The 15,170-nt window shown below is 68.8% G+C and carries 14 protein-coding genes; 12 read left to right on the top strand and 2 right to left on the bottom strand.

Annotated features, from left to right (window positions below):
• Positions 1–378 precede the first annotated feature (378 nt).
• From BHS09_RS12710 to BHS09_RS12695, 4 genes are all read left to right on the top strand, one after another.
• Positions 379–2,250, top strand: a complete 1,872-nt coding sequence (locus BHS09_RS12710) for an Ig-like domain-containing protein (RefSeq protein WP_237080338.1) — start codon at positions 379–381, stop codon at positions 2,248–2,250.
• Positions 2,251–2,284: 34 nt separating this feature from the next.
• A complete protein-coding gene (locus BHS09_RS12705; RefSeq protein ID WP_140797995.1) occupies positions 2,285–3,106 on the top strand; it encodes a glycerophosphodiester phosphodiesterase family protein in 822 nt (273 codons plus the stop codon).
• Between the two features lie 11 nt (positions 3,107–3,117).
• Positions 3,118–3,855: a deoxynucleoside kinase gene (locus BHS09_RS12700; RefSeq protein WP_140797994.1), complete on the top strand. Its 738-nt coding sequence runs from the start codon at positions 3,118–3,120 to the stop codon at positions 3,853–3,855.
• A gap of 125 nt (positions 3,856–3,980) precedes the next feature.
• On the top strand, positions 3,981–4,499 hold the full coding sequence (locus BHS09_RS12695; protein WP_140790011.1) for an acyl-CoA thioesterase: 519 nt from the start codon (positions 3,981–3,983) through the stop codon (positions 4,497–4,499).
• Positions 4,500–4,577: 78 nt separating this feature from the next.
• Here the strand turns inward: BHS09_RS12695 and BHS09_RS12690 are convergent, their stop codons facing one another.
• Positions 4,578–4,967, bottom strand: a complete 390-nt coding sequence (locus BHS09_RS12690; RefSeq protein ID WP_140790009.1) for a HesB/IscA family protein — start codon at positions 4,965–4,967, stop codon at positions 4,578–4,580.
• 81 nt (positions 4,968–5,048) lie between these two features.
• On the opposite strand from BHS09_RS12690, the gene moeB reads away from it, so the two are divergent.
• On the top strand, positions 5,049–6,215 hold the full coding sequence (gene moeB / locus BHS09_RS12685; RefSeq protein ID WP_174258750.1) for a molybdopterin-synthase adenylyltransferase MoeB: 1,167 nt from the start codon (positions 5,049–5,051) through the stop codon (positions 6,213–6,215).
• Between the two features lie 12 nt (positions 6,216–6,227).
• A complete protein-coding gene (locus BHS09_RS12680; protein WP_140797992.1) occupies positions 6,228–6,560 on the top strand; it encodes a rhodanese-like domain-containing protein in 333 nt (110 codons plus the stop codon).
• A 15-nt stretch (positions 6,561–6,575) separates the two neighbouring features.
• On the opposite strand, the gene BHS09_RS12675 is transcribed toward BHS09_RS12680, so the two are convergent.
• Positions 6,576–8,879 (bottom strand): serine/threonine protein kinase, encoded by a 2,304-nt coding sequence (locus tag BHS09_RS12675; protein ID WP_140790003.1) that lies wholly within the window; start codon positions 8,877–8,879, stop codon positions 6,576–6,578.
• A gap of 254 nt (positions 8,880–9,133) precedes the next feature.
• Here BHS09_RS12675 and BHS09_RS12670 point away from each other — a divergent pair, with 254 nt between their 5' ends.
• From BHS09_RS12670 to BHS09_RS12645, 6 genes are all read left to right on the top strand, one after another.
• Complete coding sequence (locus BHS09_RS12670) at positions 9,134–9,595, top strand: hypothetical protein (protein WP_140797991.1); 462 nt, start codon at positions 9,134–9,136, stop codon at positions 9,593–9,595.
• 176 nt (positions 9,596–9,771) lie between these two features.
• Positions 9,772–11,133 (top strand): hypothetical protein, encoded by a 1,362-nt coding sequence (locus tag BHS09_RS12665; protein WP_140797990.1) that lies wholly within the window; start codon positions 9,772–9,774, stop codon positions 11,131–11,133.
• A 17-nt stretch (positions 11,134–11,150) separates the two neighbouring features.
• Positions 11,151–11,864, top strand: coding sequence for a VTC domain-containing protein (locus tag BHS09_RS12660; RefSeq protein ID WP_140797989.1), 714 nt, complete (start codon positions 11,151–11,153; stop codon positions 11,862–11,864).
• A 6-nt stretch (positions 11,865–11,870) separates the two neighbouring features.
• Positions 11,871–13,571 (top strand): dTMP kinase, encoded by a 1,701-nt coding sequence (gene tmk, locus BHS09_RS12655; RefSeq protein ID WP_140789998.1) that lies wholly within the window; start codon positions 11,871–11,873, stop codon positions 13,569–13,571.
• A gap of 9 nt (positions 13,572–13,580) precedes the next feature.
• Positions 13,581–14,288, top strand: coding sequence for a DUF4956 domain-containing protein (locus BHS09_RS12650; protein WP_140789996.1), 708 nt, complete (start codon positions 13,581–13,583; stop codon positions 14,286–14,288).
• Positions 14,285–15,070, top strand: a complete 786-nt coding sequence (locus BHS09_RS12645; protein ID WP_140797988.1) for a hypothetical protein — start codon at positions 14,285–14,287, stop codon at positions 15,068–15,070. Before BHS09_RS12650 ends, BHS09_RS12645 begins: the two co-directional genes overlap by 4 nt.
• Positions 15,071–15,170 lie beyond the last annotated feature (100 nt).

Genomic DNA, 15,170 nt, shown 5'->3' with positions numbered 1-15,170 from the left:
ATTCGTTCCGGCGCCGCGGTTCGTGAAAACCGACGCCTGTCAGCCAGGGGGTTGGCGCCTTATACCGGTGCCTCGAGGGGGGCGGCAAGGAAGCCTCCTTGTAGAAGGTGTCGGTCTGGTGAAATCGCGACCCTCCCTGTTGCGTTGAGTGAACGATTCCTGCGACCGCTTGTCTGTCGTGAAATCCAGACTGCCGTGACGCACCGTGCGTGTTCGCGGGCCAGCGCGTGGCGCTCACGTCAGCGATCATCGCGAGCTGAGGGTCCATTCAGCCGGATTCCCGTCCGGCGATGGGAACACCGCCCCCCTCGTCCCGTGGCCTGGCTTGCGCCGCACGCGGCATGCCACCATGGAATGCGTCCTGCACTCGTTCACTTCATGACCTCCAAAACGTGCCTCACCGCCCTGCTTGGCTTCGGCGTCCTGACGGCCTGCATCAATGTCCCCGACGTCGTCGAGCCTCCTGAACTCCCGGACAGCGGGACGCCCTATGTCAGGCTCCAACTCGCCGGGGGCGCGACCCACGTTCGCGACACGGTCACCGTCCACATCGAAACCAACGGCGAGTCGCCCGACGACGTCGAACTCCTGCTCGATGGCGCGCCCCTTGGGCACGTCACGGCTCCGACCGAATTCGCATGGGACACCTCGGCGCATTCGGAAGGTCAACACTCACTGACCGCCCGTGTCAGGCTCCAGAACGCGACGTGGCAGAGCGAGCCACTCGTCGTCACCATCGACCCGACACCGCCTACCATCGCCCTGAGAGCGCCGGCCGACGGGGAAGAGGACGTCAGCGCATCCCACCCCATCCGGGTCGAGTTCTCCGAAGCGCTCCATCCAGACAGTCTCGCCGCCTCGAGCGTCGAACTCCTCGTCAACGGCGAAAGCGTCGCCAGGACACTGAGCCTCTCCGAATCCCAGCGGGCCCTGGAGATTCAAGCCGGCGTCGAGCTTCCGCTGCCCCGAGATGTGGAGGTGAAGCTCACCGGTGTCCGGGACCTCGCGGGGAACCCAGTAGCAGCGCCTTCGGCGAGTTGGTCCTGGAGTGTCCCTGCGTGGCTCCCTGTCGGTCCCCGCGATGGGCTCGTCATCGAAGAAGGTGCTGCGACCCTGTCACGGCTGGCGCTGAGGGAGCACGCTCCGCAAGCCGCGATCGTTGCATTCCGGGTCGACAACGGCGTGGGGGTACGTCGCTGGACGGGGCAGACCTGGGAGCGACTGGGCTCCGTCCTGAAGCCCGCCAGCACCACCGCCGACTTCCACTTCAGCAACGACGGCGAACCGGTCGTTGCCTTCTCCCACTTTTTCAAGCGAGAGGACGAGGAACTCGGACTTGTCGACGTGGCCGAAACGGCCATCCATCGCTGGGCGGGCGCCGAATGGGAACGTTTTGCACTGACCGCCAGTGACTGGGACACGGCGTGGCCTACGAACTGGCCCGAGCAGCGCGAAGCCCCCTCCTTCGCGTTCGACACCGCGGGGACACCCTTTCTCGCGCACGGAACTGGCGCCTACTCGGGATTCGGCTGCCAGGGTGATGTCCATCTCGCCGTCCAGACACAGAGCGACGGAAACTGGCTTCAAGTCGACAGCCCGTCTCGCGGCGCTCCAGAACAGTGCGGAATCGTCTCCACCCCCACCCTGTCGTTGAACAGCTCGCGGCTCCCGGTCGTCGCCTGGGCTGAAGTCATGCAAGAGGGAGGTACGCCGACCCAGGACGCGCGCATCTTCGTCAAGCAACGCACGGCCGTAGGCTGGAACGCGTTGGGCGGAGCCATCAGGCACCACTCCGGTGGCACCTTCGCGTCTCAGCCCGTCTTGAAGGTATCGGCCGCGGACGTGCCAGTCCTCGCCTGGAAGGAATCCAATCCCAGCGGCTCTGGCACAACGGCGACGGACATTTACGTGCGTCAGTGGGAAGACCGCCAGTGGAAGGCACTGGGCGGCCCTCTCAGCGCAGCTCCCGGCAACACCCCCGCGGACAGCCCCGCGCTCGCATTGGACAGCGAGGGCACCCCGGTCATCGCCTGGATTGAAGAAGAGGGCACCGCCAGACACGTGCACGTCAGGACGTGGACCGGCGATGACTGGCTGCCGCTCAACACTGCACCCAGTGCGATTCCGAAATCCAACGGCGCCGCCACGGTGTCGCTCCAGTTGGATACAGACGGCACCCCCTGGGTGGCATGGGACGCCAGCCCTGGTGGCGGCCCTGTACGAATCTTCGTCTACCGATTCAACCGCTAGCCAGCCCCACGCCGCCAGTCGCTACACTGGCGGCATGGCATCCTCTCCCCTCCCCTTCCTCCGCGGCCTGCGGCCCACGCTGCACATCGCCCACCGTGGAGGCGCGGCCGTGGCGCCGGAGAACACGCTGGCGGCCTTCCGGCAGGCCGTGGAGCGCTATCGCACGGACATGGTGGAGCTCGACCTCCACCTCACCCGGGACGGGGAGCTCGTCGTTGCCCATGACGCCACGCTGGAGCGCTGCACGGACGGCACGGGCCCTCTGGCCGCGCTCACGCTGGCCGAACTCCAGCGGCTGGACGCGGGCTTCCACTTCACGCCCGATGAAGGCCGCACCTTCCCGTTCCGGGGCCAGGGCGTGCGCATCCCCAGCTTCCGCGAACTGCTGCGCGCCTTCCCCAACCTGCGCCTCAACGTGGAGCTCAAGCCGGATGTCCCCGGCATCGAGGACACCTTCGCCCAGGTGCTTCAGGAGGAAGGCGCCCTGGAGCGGGTGTGCATGGGCAGCGAGCTGGACACCGTGGCCGAGCGGCTGGCGGAGCGTCTCCCTTCCGCCTGCCACTTCTATCCCCGCGATGCACTCGCGGCCTTCGTCATCGCCCTGCGTGGCGGGGACACGCCGCCGGAGGACCCTCGCTACACCGTGCTCGACATGCCGCTCTACTTCGGTGAGGTCCGGCTGGTGGACACGGACTTCCTCCAGCAGTGCGCGGCCCGGGGTAAGTGGGTCAACGTCTGGACGGTGGATGACCCGGAGGAGATGAAACAGCTCCTGGCGGAAGGCGTCGGCGGCATCATGACCGACCGGCCGGACGTCCTGAGGCAGATCATGGACGCCCCCTCGAAGCCGGGATAAGCCCCGGATTCATGCCTCGCACCACCGCTCGCACGCGCTCGAAGCCCGCCCAGGCCGCCCCCGCCCAGGAAGAGGCCCCCGCGGCCACCCCGCGTTCCCGCAACACGATGCGCGTCAAGGTGCCCAAGGCTCGGCGCTTCGTGGCGCTGGCGGGCAACATCGGCGCGGGCAAGACGACGGCGGCGAAGATGATCAGCCAGGCCTTCGGCTACGAGCTGTTCGACGAGCCCGTCATCGACAACCGATTCCTGCGTGACTACTACGCGGACATGACGCGGTGGTCCTTCACGCTCCAGCTCGAGTTCCTCATCCGGCGCGTCGAACACCACGAGCTCATCCATTCGTACCGCCGCAGCTGCGTGCAGGACCGCACCCTGTACGAGGACCCTGAAATCTTCGCCAAGTACCTCCACGGCCTGGGGCACCTGACGAACGCGGAGCTGGACCTGTACTACGAGTACTTCCAGCGGCTGTCGCGCCACATCATCCGCCCCGACAAGGTCATCTGCTTCGAGGTCGGCAGCGTGGAGGTGCTCCTCCAGCGCATCCGCACCCGGGGACGCGAGGAGGAGAAGGGCATCCGCCACCAGTTCCTTCGGGGCCTCAACGGCTACTACGCCAGCTTCCCCCTGGTGCTGCAGGAGAAGTACGGCGTGGACTGCCTCACCATGGACGTGTCGAAGCAGGACATCCGGCGAGGCCGGGGACGCGAGGAGTTCCTCGACCGCGTCTCCACCTTCCTGGCCTGAGCGCCGCGCCCGGGCCTGTCACCTGCGCGGACATTGTCTGGCCCATCGCGTTAGAGCTTGGGATATCCACCGGATGAACCGGCGCGGCCCGGCCGCAGGCTCCGTCCGACAACCCAAGGTGCGAGATGACCGACCTGAGCGCGAAGAATCCGAAGGACACGGAGGTGGTGATGACCCAGCTCATCCTGCCTCCGGACGCCAACAACCTGGATGCTGCCTTCGGTGGCAAGGTGATGCAGTGGATTGACATCTGCGGGGCCGTGGCCGCGCAGCGCCACTGCCGGCAGGTCGTGGTGACGGCCTCCATGGATGATTTGCACTTCCACGCCCCCATCAAGGTGGGCTGGGTCGCGCTGCTGCACGGCCGGGTGCTGGCCGCCTTCCGAACCTCCATGGAGGTGGGCGTCACGGTGCACGCGGAGAACCCGCTCACCGGCGAGCGTCACCTCACCACCAGCGCGCTGCTGACCTTCGTGGCCATCGACAAGGACGGCCAGCGAGTGCCGGTGCCGCCCCTGCTGATGGAGACGGACGCGGACCGCATGGCCTTCCAGGAGGCCCAGGCACGCCGGACGCTGCGTCTGGCCCGGCAGAAGGAGAACCAGTCCTGGTTGAAGGTGATGACGCCCATCGCGGGTGCCTGACGCACGAAGGCCGGGCGAGGCATCCGCCCCGGCCCGGCCTTCCCGCCCGCGTCACGGGCGATACCGCGGCGGTGCGGCTCAGGTCGTGAACGACGTGCCGCAGCCGCAGGAGGACTTCGCGTTCGGGTTGTTGAACTTGAAGCCCGAACCGGTGATGGCGGAGACGTAGTCAATCTCCGTGCCCCCGAGGTACTGGCTGCTCATCGCGTCGGAGGCGATCTTCACGCCGTCCTGCTCCCAGACGGTGTCACCGGCCTTGGACTCCTTGACCAGGTTCAAGTCATAGCCCAGGCCGCTGCAGCCAGCGGGCACCACGCGGATGGAGAAGAAGTAGCCCTCGAAGCCTTGGGCCTTGATGACGCTCTTCACCTGCTGGATGGCGGCGTCCGTCAGGCGCACGGCCACCGGAGTGGCCTGGGAAGCCGGCGAGGCGGCGGGGGCGGCGGAAGTCGTGGGGGTGCTGTCCATATCCATGTCTCCTCTGGAGGACTTATAACGCCCGGGCCCGGAAAATCCATGGGCCCAGCCCCTGGGTTATATGCATCCGACATGGCTCGGACCTTCCAGACGCTGCTGGCCGGAGTGAAACAGGAGATTCGAGAGGTCTCCGTGGACGACGTGAAGCGGCTGCTGGACGCCCGGGCCTCCGTGCGGCTGCTGGACGTCCGGGAGGCGGACGAATACGCCGGCGGCCGGCTGCCCGGCGCTCTCCACATTCCCAGGGGTTACCTGGAGTTACGCATCGAAAGCCAGGTCCAGCGTGACGAGGAGCTGGTCGTCTACTGCGCCGGGGGCACCCGCTCCGCCCTGGCCGCCAAGACGCTGAAGGAGCTGGGGTACGAGCGGGTGGCCTCCCTGGCCGGCGGCTACAACCGGTGGAGTGACGCCGCCCTGCCGGTGGAGAAACCCTTCGTCCTCACCGCCGAGCAGAAGGAGCGGTACCGCCGCCACCTGAGCCTCCCCGAGGTAGGTGAGGCGGGCCAGGCGAAGCTGCTTCAAGCCCGCGTCCTGCTGCTGGGGGCCGGCGGACTGGGCTCGCCAGCGGCGCTGTACCTCGCGGCCGCGGGCGTCGGCACGCTGGGCATCGTCGACTCGGATGTGGTCGACCTGAGCAACCTCCAGCGGCAGGTCATCCACACCCGCGAGCGCCAGGGCCAGCCCAAGGTGGCCAGTGCCCGGGCCGCCATCGAGGCCCTCAATCCGGACGTGGAGGTGGTGGGCTTCGAGGAGCGCCTCACCTCACACAACGTGCTGAAGATACTAGAGGGCTTCGACATGGTGCTCGACGGCGGGGACAATTTCCCCACGCGGTACCTGCTCAATGACGCGTGCGTCATGCTCGGCAAGCCCAATGTCCACGGCTCCATCTTCCGCTTCGAGGGACAGGTGACGTCCTTCGTCCCCGGCCAGGGCCCCTGCTACCGCTGCCTCTACCCCGCCCCGCCCCCGCCCGAGCTGGCGCCCTCGTGTGCGGAGGCAGGCGTCCTGGGCGTGCTGCCCGGACTCATCGGTCTGCTCCAGGCCACCGAGGCGCTCAAGCTCATCCTCGGCCAGGGTGAACCCCTGGTGGGGCGGCTGCTCACCTTCGACGCGCTGGGCACCCGCTTCCAGGAGCTCAAGCTGCGTCGGGACACGCAGTGCCCCGTGTGCGCGCCGGGCGCGACGGTGGAGCTCATCGACTACGAGCGCTTCTGCGCCGCCCCCACGCCCGCCTGAGGACGTCACGCCATGCCCATTCCCGAGATTGCCCCCGCCCGCCTCGCAGAGCTGCTCGCCGGCCCCGCGGAGTCCCGCCCTGCCCTGCTCGATGTGCGTTTTCCCACGGAGAATGCGTGGGTGGCCCTGCCGGACTCGCTGCTGATTCCCCTGCCTGAATTGGAAGAGCGCGCGGATGAACTGGAAGCCCTGCGCGGCCGGCCCGTGGTGGTCTACTGCCACCATGGCGTGCGCAGCCTGGACGGCGCGGCCTACCTGATGTCGCTGGGCATCGACGCGGTGTCGCTGCGAGGAGGCATCGACCTGTACTCCCGGCAGGTGGACCCCAGCCTGCCCCGCTACTGACGGGGAGGCACGCCGCTAGCCCACGAAGGCGGACAAGTCCTCGGTCTGCTTGTTGATGAGGCCGGGCTTGATCTCGACCTCGAACATGAAGGGCTCCTTCAGCGGCCCGCCCTGCAGCTCCAGCTTGTGGCGGCCCTCCATGAGGTCGAGCTTCATGCCCTTGTTGCCCAGGTAGGTGCCCTGGTCCTGGCCATTGCGCTTCACGGAGATGCCGCGCAGACCATCCGGCTTCAGCGTCAGCTGGAGCTGGCCCCGGCGGAACTCGTAGGTGAAGGACTTCGCCTGCCCCGGCTCACCGAAGGCGAGCGTGTCGACCTCCTCCTTGTAGATACCCTGCTGCTCATTCACCAAGATGAGCGTGTCCTGGAGATGGACGCCCGTCGCATTGACGAGGGGGGTCTCCCCCAGCTCCGTCACCGGCTGCGGACTGCCGCAGCGTTCGGTGTGGCGTACCGAAACCTTCACCTTCTCGTTGGTGTTGACCGACAGCGTCACCGACTGCCCGTCGGAGGCGCGGCTGTTGAGCACCGAGAGGATGGGCTTGTGGAACACCACCCCCACGGCCACCAGCCCCACGATGAACCCGGCCGTGGCGATGTTGCGCTTGGCCACACCCGCGCGAGCACTCCGTGCGGACTTCTCCAGCGCCCGGTCCACCTCGGCTTCCTCGGCGCGCGAACGCGACAGGGCGACGCTCGACGTCCTCGAACGCGGTGGGGCAGACGACATCTCCGCGCGGCTCGACGTGCGGCGGCGCGGCGGGGCCTCGGAGGGGTGGATGCCGGACTGCATCCCGGTCCGGCGGCGAGGAGGCGGCGCGGGCTCCGGCGGCGGAAGCATGGTCCGCTCGTCGTCCAGCTCCTCGTCCTCCATCCGGGTGCGCTCATCGACCGCCGCCATGCTCGCGCGCGAGCGGGACGGAGGCGGCCCCGGGTCCTCCACGATGGGGGCGGCGCGCGTGGCGGAGCGGCGAGGCGGGGGCGGCTCGCCCACGCCCGTGCGGCTCAGGTCCGAACGGGAGCTCGTCCGCGCAATCTGCGTGGAGTTGGGGTTGGACGGACGGCGCAGCTCCGCGGAGGTCCTGCTGCGGCGCGGCGGCGGCGGCAGCTCCTCCTCGACTCCGGACGGCGCCTCCCACTCACCCTGCTCATCGTCGGGGTCCACCACGGGCACCGCGGCCGAGGTGCGCCGGGGCCCCATGGACGTCCGGGAGGACGAGCCGCGCTGCCGCTCACGGACGGAGGCCTCGCCCGGAGGTGCTTCCCAGTTCATCTCCGCGGCGGCAGAGGTGCGGCTGCGGCCACGCTCCTGCGGCGGCGGCGTGGGCGGCATGGGCGTGCCGGAGTTCGCGGAGTCCTCGCCCACGGGGACGACCTGCCCCTGGGCCTTCTCCTCGGCCAGACGGTCGGCGAAGAGCGTCTCCATCAGCTCGGAGATCTGCACCGAGCCGGCCACCCAGCGCTGCCCGACCAGAATCTCTTCCAGCGCCATCTGGAACTGGCGCGCCTCTCGGTAGCGGTCGTCCGCGTTCTTCGCGATGGCCCGCATCACCACAGGGTCCATCTCCTCCGGAACGTCCGCCACCTGTGAAGGCGCGGCGATGGCGCACTCCATGGCGGCCTGCAGCGTGGCCAGCTCCGAGTCGCGCTTCAACGGACGCACGCCCGTGAGCAGCTCGTAGAGCACCAGGCCGATGGCGAAGATGTCCGCGCGCCCGTCCAGCGGCTTGCCGGCGGCCTGCTCCGGCGCCATGTACGCGAACTTGCCCTTGATGGCGCCCGACTTCGTGAGCGACGCCTGATCCGCGGCCTTGGCGATGCCGAAGTCCACCAGCTTCACCGAGCCGTCGAAGCTGATCAGGATGTTCTGCGGCGAGATGTCGCGGTGCACCACGCGCAGGGGCCGGCCGGCGTCATCCGTGCGGCTGTGGGCGTAGTGCAGGCCCTCGCAAGCGGCGGCGACGATGCGAATGGCGAGCGGCCGCGCCACCCACTGCCCCGTGCTGGCGGCCTTGCGCATCACCCGGCCCAGGTCCTCGCCGTGGATGAACTCCATGGCGATGTAATAGGTGCCGTTGGCCTCGCCGAACTCGTAGACCTGGGCGATGTTCGGATGATTGAAGCGCGCGGCAATCAGCGCCTCGTTCCGGAACATCTCCACGAACTCACGGTCCTCCGCGAGGTGCGGGAGGATGCGCTTCACCACGAGGTTCTTGTGGAACCCCTCGATGCCCGTCTGGCGCGCCAGCCAGACCTCGGCCATGCCGCCCGTGGCGAGCTTCTTAAGAAGCTGATATTTCCCGAATGATTGAGGGTTCATCCCGGGACATTGCCGGCGGGGAGCAGGCTCAGGTGGAATGCAGCAGGGCAGAACATCTTAGAGGACAGCCACTTCGGAGGCAAAGGCACCCCGGATTCAAATCCGGATGGGCACTGATCGCCAGCCTCCTCATTGCAACTACCACGGTTGCGGCTCCCGCGAACGATCAGATTCGTGTCGAACGCCGTGGAGACGTCCTGGAGCTCCGCTGGTCCGACGCGGAGGAGCGCCTCCAGGGGACCATCCACCCCGCCATGCCAACGGAGGGAGCGCCCATCTCCGTGTCGTTGCATGTAGGCAACTTCGAGGGCCCCGAATTCGACGGCCCCCTCACCGTCACCTTCCACCCCACCGGGTCGCCTTCCCAGCAGACGAAGACGCTGACGCGGGACGGGGTCAACTGGCACACCCAGTTCACTCCGGACGAGCCCGGACCATGGGACCTGGAGGTGAGATACCGCGGTAACCACCTGAAGGTGATCACCGCGCGATTCTCCGTGGCCAGATCGCCCCTGCCCCGCGGCATGGGCTGGGGGTTGATTCTCGTGGGTGCCGGCACGGCGCTGGCCCTGGGCCTGCGCAACGTCCTGCGGCGCGTGAAGTCGTCCGGAGCCACCCCTGGGACAACGGAGACTCCGCCCGCACCGGCGGCGCCCTCCACGCCGGAAGCGGGCAGCGTCCCCACCCCGCCGGCCGATCCTCCGTCCGGGCAGTAACTCCTTCCAACCGACGGGCATTCGTACAGGGTCGCCTGCCGCGGCATTGGGAACTTCCGTTCCCTGTCGCGGCAACGTGACGACCTGGTCACGGGTTTTCTGCGCCGTCGGGCCTGCTTTTCGTCCGGAACCGAACCTCCCCCAGCCCTCCGCGTCCGCTCATCGAACGGGCACCCGTGTTGCAGTGGACGCGCTCCGGTGGCGGTCGGGGAGGCGTGGACATGGGCGGGTGGCGGGTGAATGAGCGGGCGAGGCGGAACCTGCTCGTCGCAATCCTGATGGGCATGCCGGCATGGGCTGTCGCCAAGACACCCGGCCCACGGACGGAGACAGTTGCCACGCCCGTGGAGGATGACCCTCTGTCAGGTGGCGTGGTGGACGGCGTTGAGCCTCCTGAGCCCTTGTTGCCGGAGGAGGACGACGCCACGCCGACGCAACTCGAGGGCGCCATGGCCCAGGCCCTGCCGTCTCCGTCACGGCCTGCGTCCGGCGCGCAGCCGCCGTCCGTGAATCCCCTCCCCGGAGTGGATGACGGGGCGACGGCCGAGCAGGACGCGAACAAGCGCAAGCAGAAGCAGCGGCCCGGTCAGGCACAGGACGACTCGCTGGGCGAGAATCCGGACGCGATTGACGACAAGCCCAAGGGCGAGGTGCAGACCATCCGCGTCATCGGACGCGTGTCCGCACGGGCCCGCGCCGACGAGCGCAATCAGTACCAGCGCCGCCTCTCCATCGCGGACGCACGCGTGGGTGTGAGCACGTCGCTGCCCAACCTGGAAGCCGAAGTGACGGCGGACCTGGCGGACTCGCAGATGCTCAAGGACGCCTTCGTGCGTCTGGCGGATGACCGCAAGCGCTTCCGCCTCTATGGCGGCCAGTTCAAGACGCCCTTCCTTCAGCGCTCGCTGGAGTCATCGTGGGACCTGCCCATCCAGACCCGCGGACTGGTGGAGGAGTACATCACGGAGACCCATCAGATGGGTGGCCGCCGCATGGGGCTGATGGGCGAAGTCCGGCTGAAGCAGGTCTGGGGGCTCAAAATCTCCGCGGGCTTCTTCCAGGGGGCCGTCGACGAGGCGGGCGTGCGGTTGAAGGAGGATGCCGCCGCGCGCGTGAGCCTGCGGCCCTTCAACTTCAAGCCGCTCACCGTGGGCGTCAGCACCTACGTCTCCGAAGCAATGGACCTGGCGCGCAAGCACGCGGTGGCCGCGGACGCGGAGTTGAAGTGGGCGGGCTTCGTCTTCAGCGGCGAGGCCATTTCCGGACGGCTGCCCATGGGGCCCTTCACGGCGCAGATGCTGCTGGCCCAGTACCTCATCCACGTGGGCAACGAATGGGCCATCCAGCCCGTCGCGGGCGTGGAGGCCTTGCAACTTCGCGGCGACACGGTGCGGGGGGACGGACATTCACTGGTGGGCGGCTTCAACGTGCTGCTCGGCACACGCTTCCGGGCCCAATTCCAGACGGAGCGCGCGCTGCGCCCCGGCGATGAATTCCCTGGGCTGCAGCATTCCATCGAAGTCGGCGCACGCTTCTGAGCACGGAGACCCAAACGATGCTGTCGTTCGCGGAAGGTGAAGTCACCAAGCTCCGGCGGGAATTCAAGCTGGTGCTGGAGGAGAAGACGGCCGCGGCCCTGGGCACGCGCCTGTCGCTGGAGCTGGAGGGGCACCTGCCGCCGCCCACGCGCATCGTGTCCGTGTACTTCGACCGGCCCGGTGGCCCGCTGGCGGCGCGGGCCCTGCTCACGCCAGATGACTGTCTCAAGGTTCGGACGAAGGAGTACTCACCGGACCTGGGCGCGGACGGCGAGGCGCGGGTGGTGCTGGAGGTGAAGCGCGAGCGTCGCGGCCTCACGCAGAAGCGCCGCGTCTGGGTGCCGCGCTCGGAGCTGGGCCGCGTGCTGCGCGGCGGGGCCAGCCTGCTGCCGCTCATCGCCGGAGGCAGCCTCAGCCCGGTGCTGGCGGTGACGTACACGCGCCATGTGTACCAGTCGTCGCAGGCGTGGCGGGTGACGGTGGATCGGAACATTCGCTACCACCGGATTGCACCGGAGCAGGCGCTGTCCCAGCTTGCGTTGTCGGTGGAGCGGCTGGAGCCCGCGCAGTGGGTGGAGCCGCGCGTGGTGGTGGAGGTGAAGCATCTCGGGCACGAGCTGCCCGAGTGGCTGGCGTCGCTCAATCCGGGCGGAGCGCCGGCCTACAGCAAGTTCGCAGAGGGAATGGCGAAGGTCCACGCTTTCGCCGCGGATGGCGTCGCAGGGGGATAGGGCACAGTGTTCATCGACTTCGAGGGAATTGACGGAAGCGGCAAGACAACGCTCTCCAACCTGCTGGCCGCGAAGCTGAAGCGGCTGGGCTACCGGGTGGCGCATGCGCGGGAGGGCGGCGAGCTGCAGGCGCCCGCGGCGCGGCGCATCCGGGAGCTGACGCGAGACTCCCGGCTGCTGGAGATGTCTCCACGCACGGAGTTCTTCCTCAACCTGGCGCGGGACGCCCAACAACTGGATGAAGTGGTGGCGCCCGCGCTGTCCCGGGGCGAGGTGTGCATCACCGACCGCTACCTGTACTCACAGCTGGCGCTCAGCGGTGGAGGCCGCGGGCTGCCCATGGACGAGCTGCGACCCGCGTGCGAGCTGGCCTCGCAGGGCCTGTGGCCGGACCTGGTCATCCTGGTGGACGTGGATCCGGACCTCGCCCGGCTGCGCAAGCGCCTGGGCAAGCTCCAGAGCAAGCGCGTCAATGATGGGGACAGCCGGAAGGGAATGGTGGGCGCGGGCCTGGCGGTACGCGTGCGCGAGTCCTTCCTGGGGATGGCGCGGAAGGATCCGCAGCGGTGGATCATCCTGGAGAACAACGACGTCCCCCTGCGCGTGCTGGAGCAGCGGTTGGTGGACGCCGTCGTCGCCCGGCTGGAGGGGCGCGAGCAGCAGGTGCAGCGCATCGTCCCGGCGCCGGCCCGGCCGCGGCATGCCAGCCCCACCACGCTCGAGAACCTGGAAGAGCGCTTCTTCCAGACGTTGGACACCGTGGAGCAGCGCGAGCCGGCGCTCGCGGTGTGGATGTTGAGCGGAATCCCAGGCCTGGCCGCGCACCAACAGCGCCTGGCCTTCGCGGAGCGCTTCCCGGGCCTCACCGCGCGCGGCATGGCGGGCCTGGATGACGTACCGGCCATGGAGCTGCGCGAGGTGCTGGCGGACCTGGCGCCCGCGGAGGTGGCCTTCAGCCTCACGGGCCGCATGGACTCGCGCGCGGCCATGTTGCGGCAGCGGCTCTACGCGCGGGCCCCCACGGAGGTGCTGGCGAGCCTCAAGAACGATGGCTCGGCCCCGGCGTGGGCCATGCGCGAGCGCGCCATGCGGGACGGGCGGCTGGCGGACGTGCTCGCGGGGCTCGCCGGCCAGGACTGCGAGGAATCCTGGTTGGTGCGCGAGGCGGGCATGCAGCGCAAGCTGTTCACGGAGGTCGCGAGCAGCCTCACCGGTGTCCCGGGGGCGCGGGCGGATGCGCTGCGCGAAGTCCTGCTGCCGCATGACCGGCTGGCGGTGCTGCGCAGCACCCAGGGCCTGGACACACCGGTGGCCCGAGGCCTGCGAGAGGCCCTGGCGGGCAAGGCGCTGAAGCTGGTGCTCCGCTCGCTGACGGGCCTGGACACCGAGGAAGCCTGGGCGCTGCGCGAGCGCGGCGCGCCGCAGACGAAGGAGGCGCTGGATTCGGTGGACGGCATGGATGCCTCGCGGGCCTGGAAGCTGCGTGTGGACCATCTGAGCCGGTGGCCCACCACCGCGCTGTCCTCCTTGAAGGGACTGCCCATGGGGCCGCATGCGCAGGCGCTTAGCGAGCGAGTGCTGGCGGAACAGCCAGACCGGCTGCCGGTGCTGCGCAACGCCTACGCAGTGGCCGCAACCGCACGGGCGCTCGCGCAGCAGCCCGCGCGCACGGTCCGCGTGGACACCTCTACCCGAATGGAAGCCTAGGTCACCGCCATGGATGCATCATTCTCAGCCCTGTTCGAGGGCGCGAAAGCGGAGCTCAGCGCGCTGTCCGTCACCGCGATTTTGCCGCGGATGCTGGCCGCGGCGCTCATTGGCACCCTGCTGTCACTGCGGCCCTGGCGCCTGCTCATGAAGCGGGCGCTGCCCAAGGCGGACATGATTCAGGCGCAGGTGCTGCTGTGTGCGGCGGCGGCGGTCATCACCGCCGTCATCGGCGACAGCCTGGCGAAGGCCTTCGGGCTGGTGGGCCTGGGCGGCTTCGTTCGGTTCCGCTCAGGACTCAAGGACCCGCGTGACGCGGCCATCCTCTTCCTGATGATTGGCCTGGGCATGGCGTGCGGCCACGGCAGCCTGGGGCTTGCCTCCGTCGGGACGGTGTTCGTGATGGCCCTGCTCTTCGTGCTGGATTGCTTCAACCGCGAGGAGGCGCCCGCCACGGCGAAGCAGCGACTGGTGCTGTCGGCGCAGTCGGATGACCTGGTGGGCGCGGAGGCCACGCTGCGCCGGGTCCTGGGTGAGCGGAACGTCATGGTGAAGAGCTGCGCGCTCGACTTCGACGGGCGGCGACTGGAGCTGGAAGTAGAGGAGCCGGAGCCGGGCTCCCTCGCTGCGGCGCTGGGCCGCACGGAGGGGGCGGCCCTGCGAGGCTTGCGGTGGACGGCGGTGAATCCGAGGAGCACACGGGAGGAGCGGGTATGAGGCGCAGCTGGGTGGCCGTGTTCGCGGCGGGGTGGTTGGTGGCGTGTGGCGGCAACAGCCTGCCCGCGGGAGATTCGCAGGACCCGACACCCGGCGGCGGACTGCCGGGAGAGCCGGTGGTGCCGGGTGGACCGGATGGACAGGGCAACGGAGAGGAGCCCACCGGGGCGCAGTCGCTGTGGCCGCTGACCGCGGGCAGCACCTGGACCTACGACATCCAGGACCCCGTCGAAGGCAACTTCCAGAAGCAGGTGACGGTGGTGGGCCCCGGTGAAGTCCCTGGCCAGCCGGGCATCAACGCCGTCCAGGTGCACAGCCGCCAGGACCGCGTGCGCAACGGCACCCTCTATGAGGAGTATTCGTGGCAGGTGGAGCTCACCAACGGGCTCGTCGTGCGCCTGCGCGAGGACGACTACCGCAATGGCCAGCAGGTCCGCTCCACCACCTGGTCTCCGGCCACGGTGAAGTCCGTGGCGAGCGTCCCGGACGCCCTGCCCTGGACGTACAAGAGCGACGTGCTCGAGCACATCACCCTGGGCGACGGCTCGAAGGACCAGAAGGACCCGACGTACATCTGGAAGGTGCTCGAATCCGGCGTGACGGTGACGACGCGGGCTGGAACCTTCACCAACGCGGTCAAGATTCAGCGCGACAAGGTCAACAACAACGGCGAGGTGAAGCCGGACAAGACGCGCTTCTACTGGCTCGTCCCCGGCATCGGAAAGGTGCGTGAGGAAGGCGAACGCACCGAGGACCTGGCGGCCTACGACATCAAGCCTTGACGCCTGGCCGGGGAGTAGGCGGACACACGAGGCCCTGCCCCACCGTCTCCTACTCCGAGTGGGGGCAGGATGAAGGTCAGCGGTTGAACGGTTGCGCCTC

Source organism: Myxococcus xanthus, assembly GCF_006402735.1.
Taxonomy (GTDB): Bacteria; Myxococcota; Myxococcia; order Myxococcales; family Myxococcaceae; genus Myxococcus; species Myxococcus xanthus_A.
Note: the sequence above shows the minus strand (reverse complement) of the source record. Positions and strands in the feature narration are given on the sequence as shown.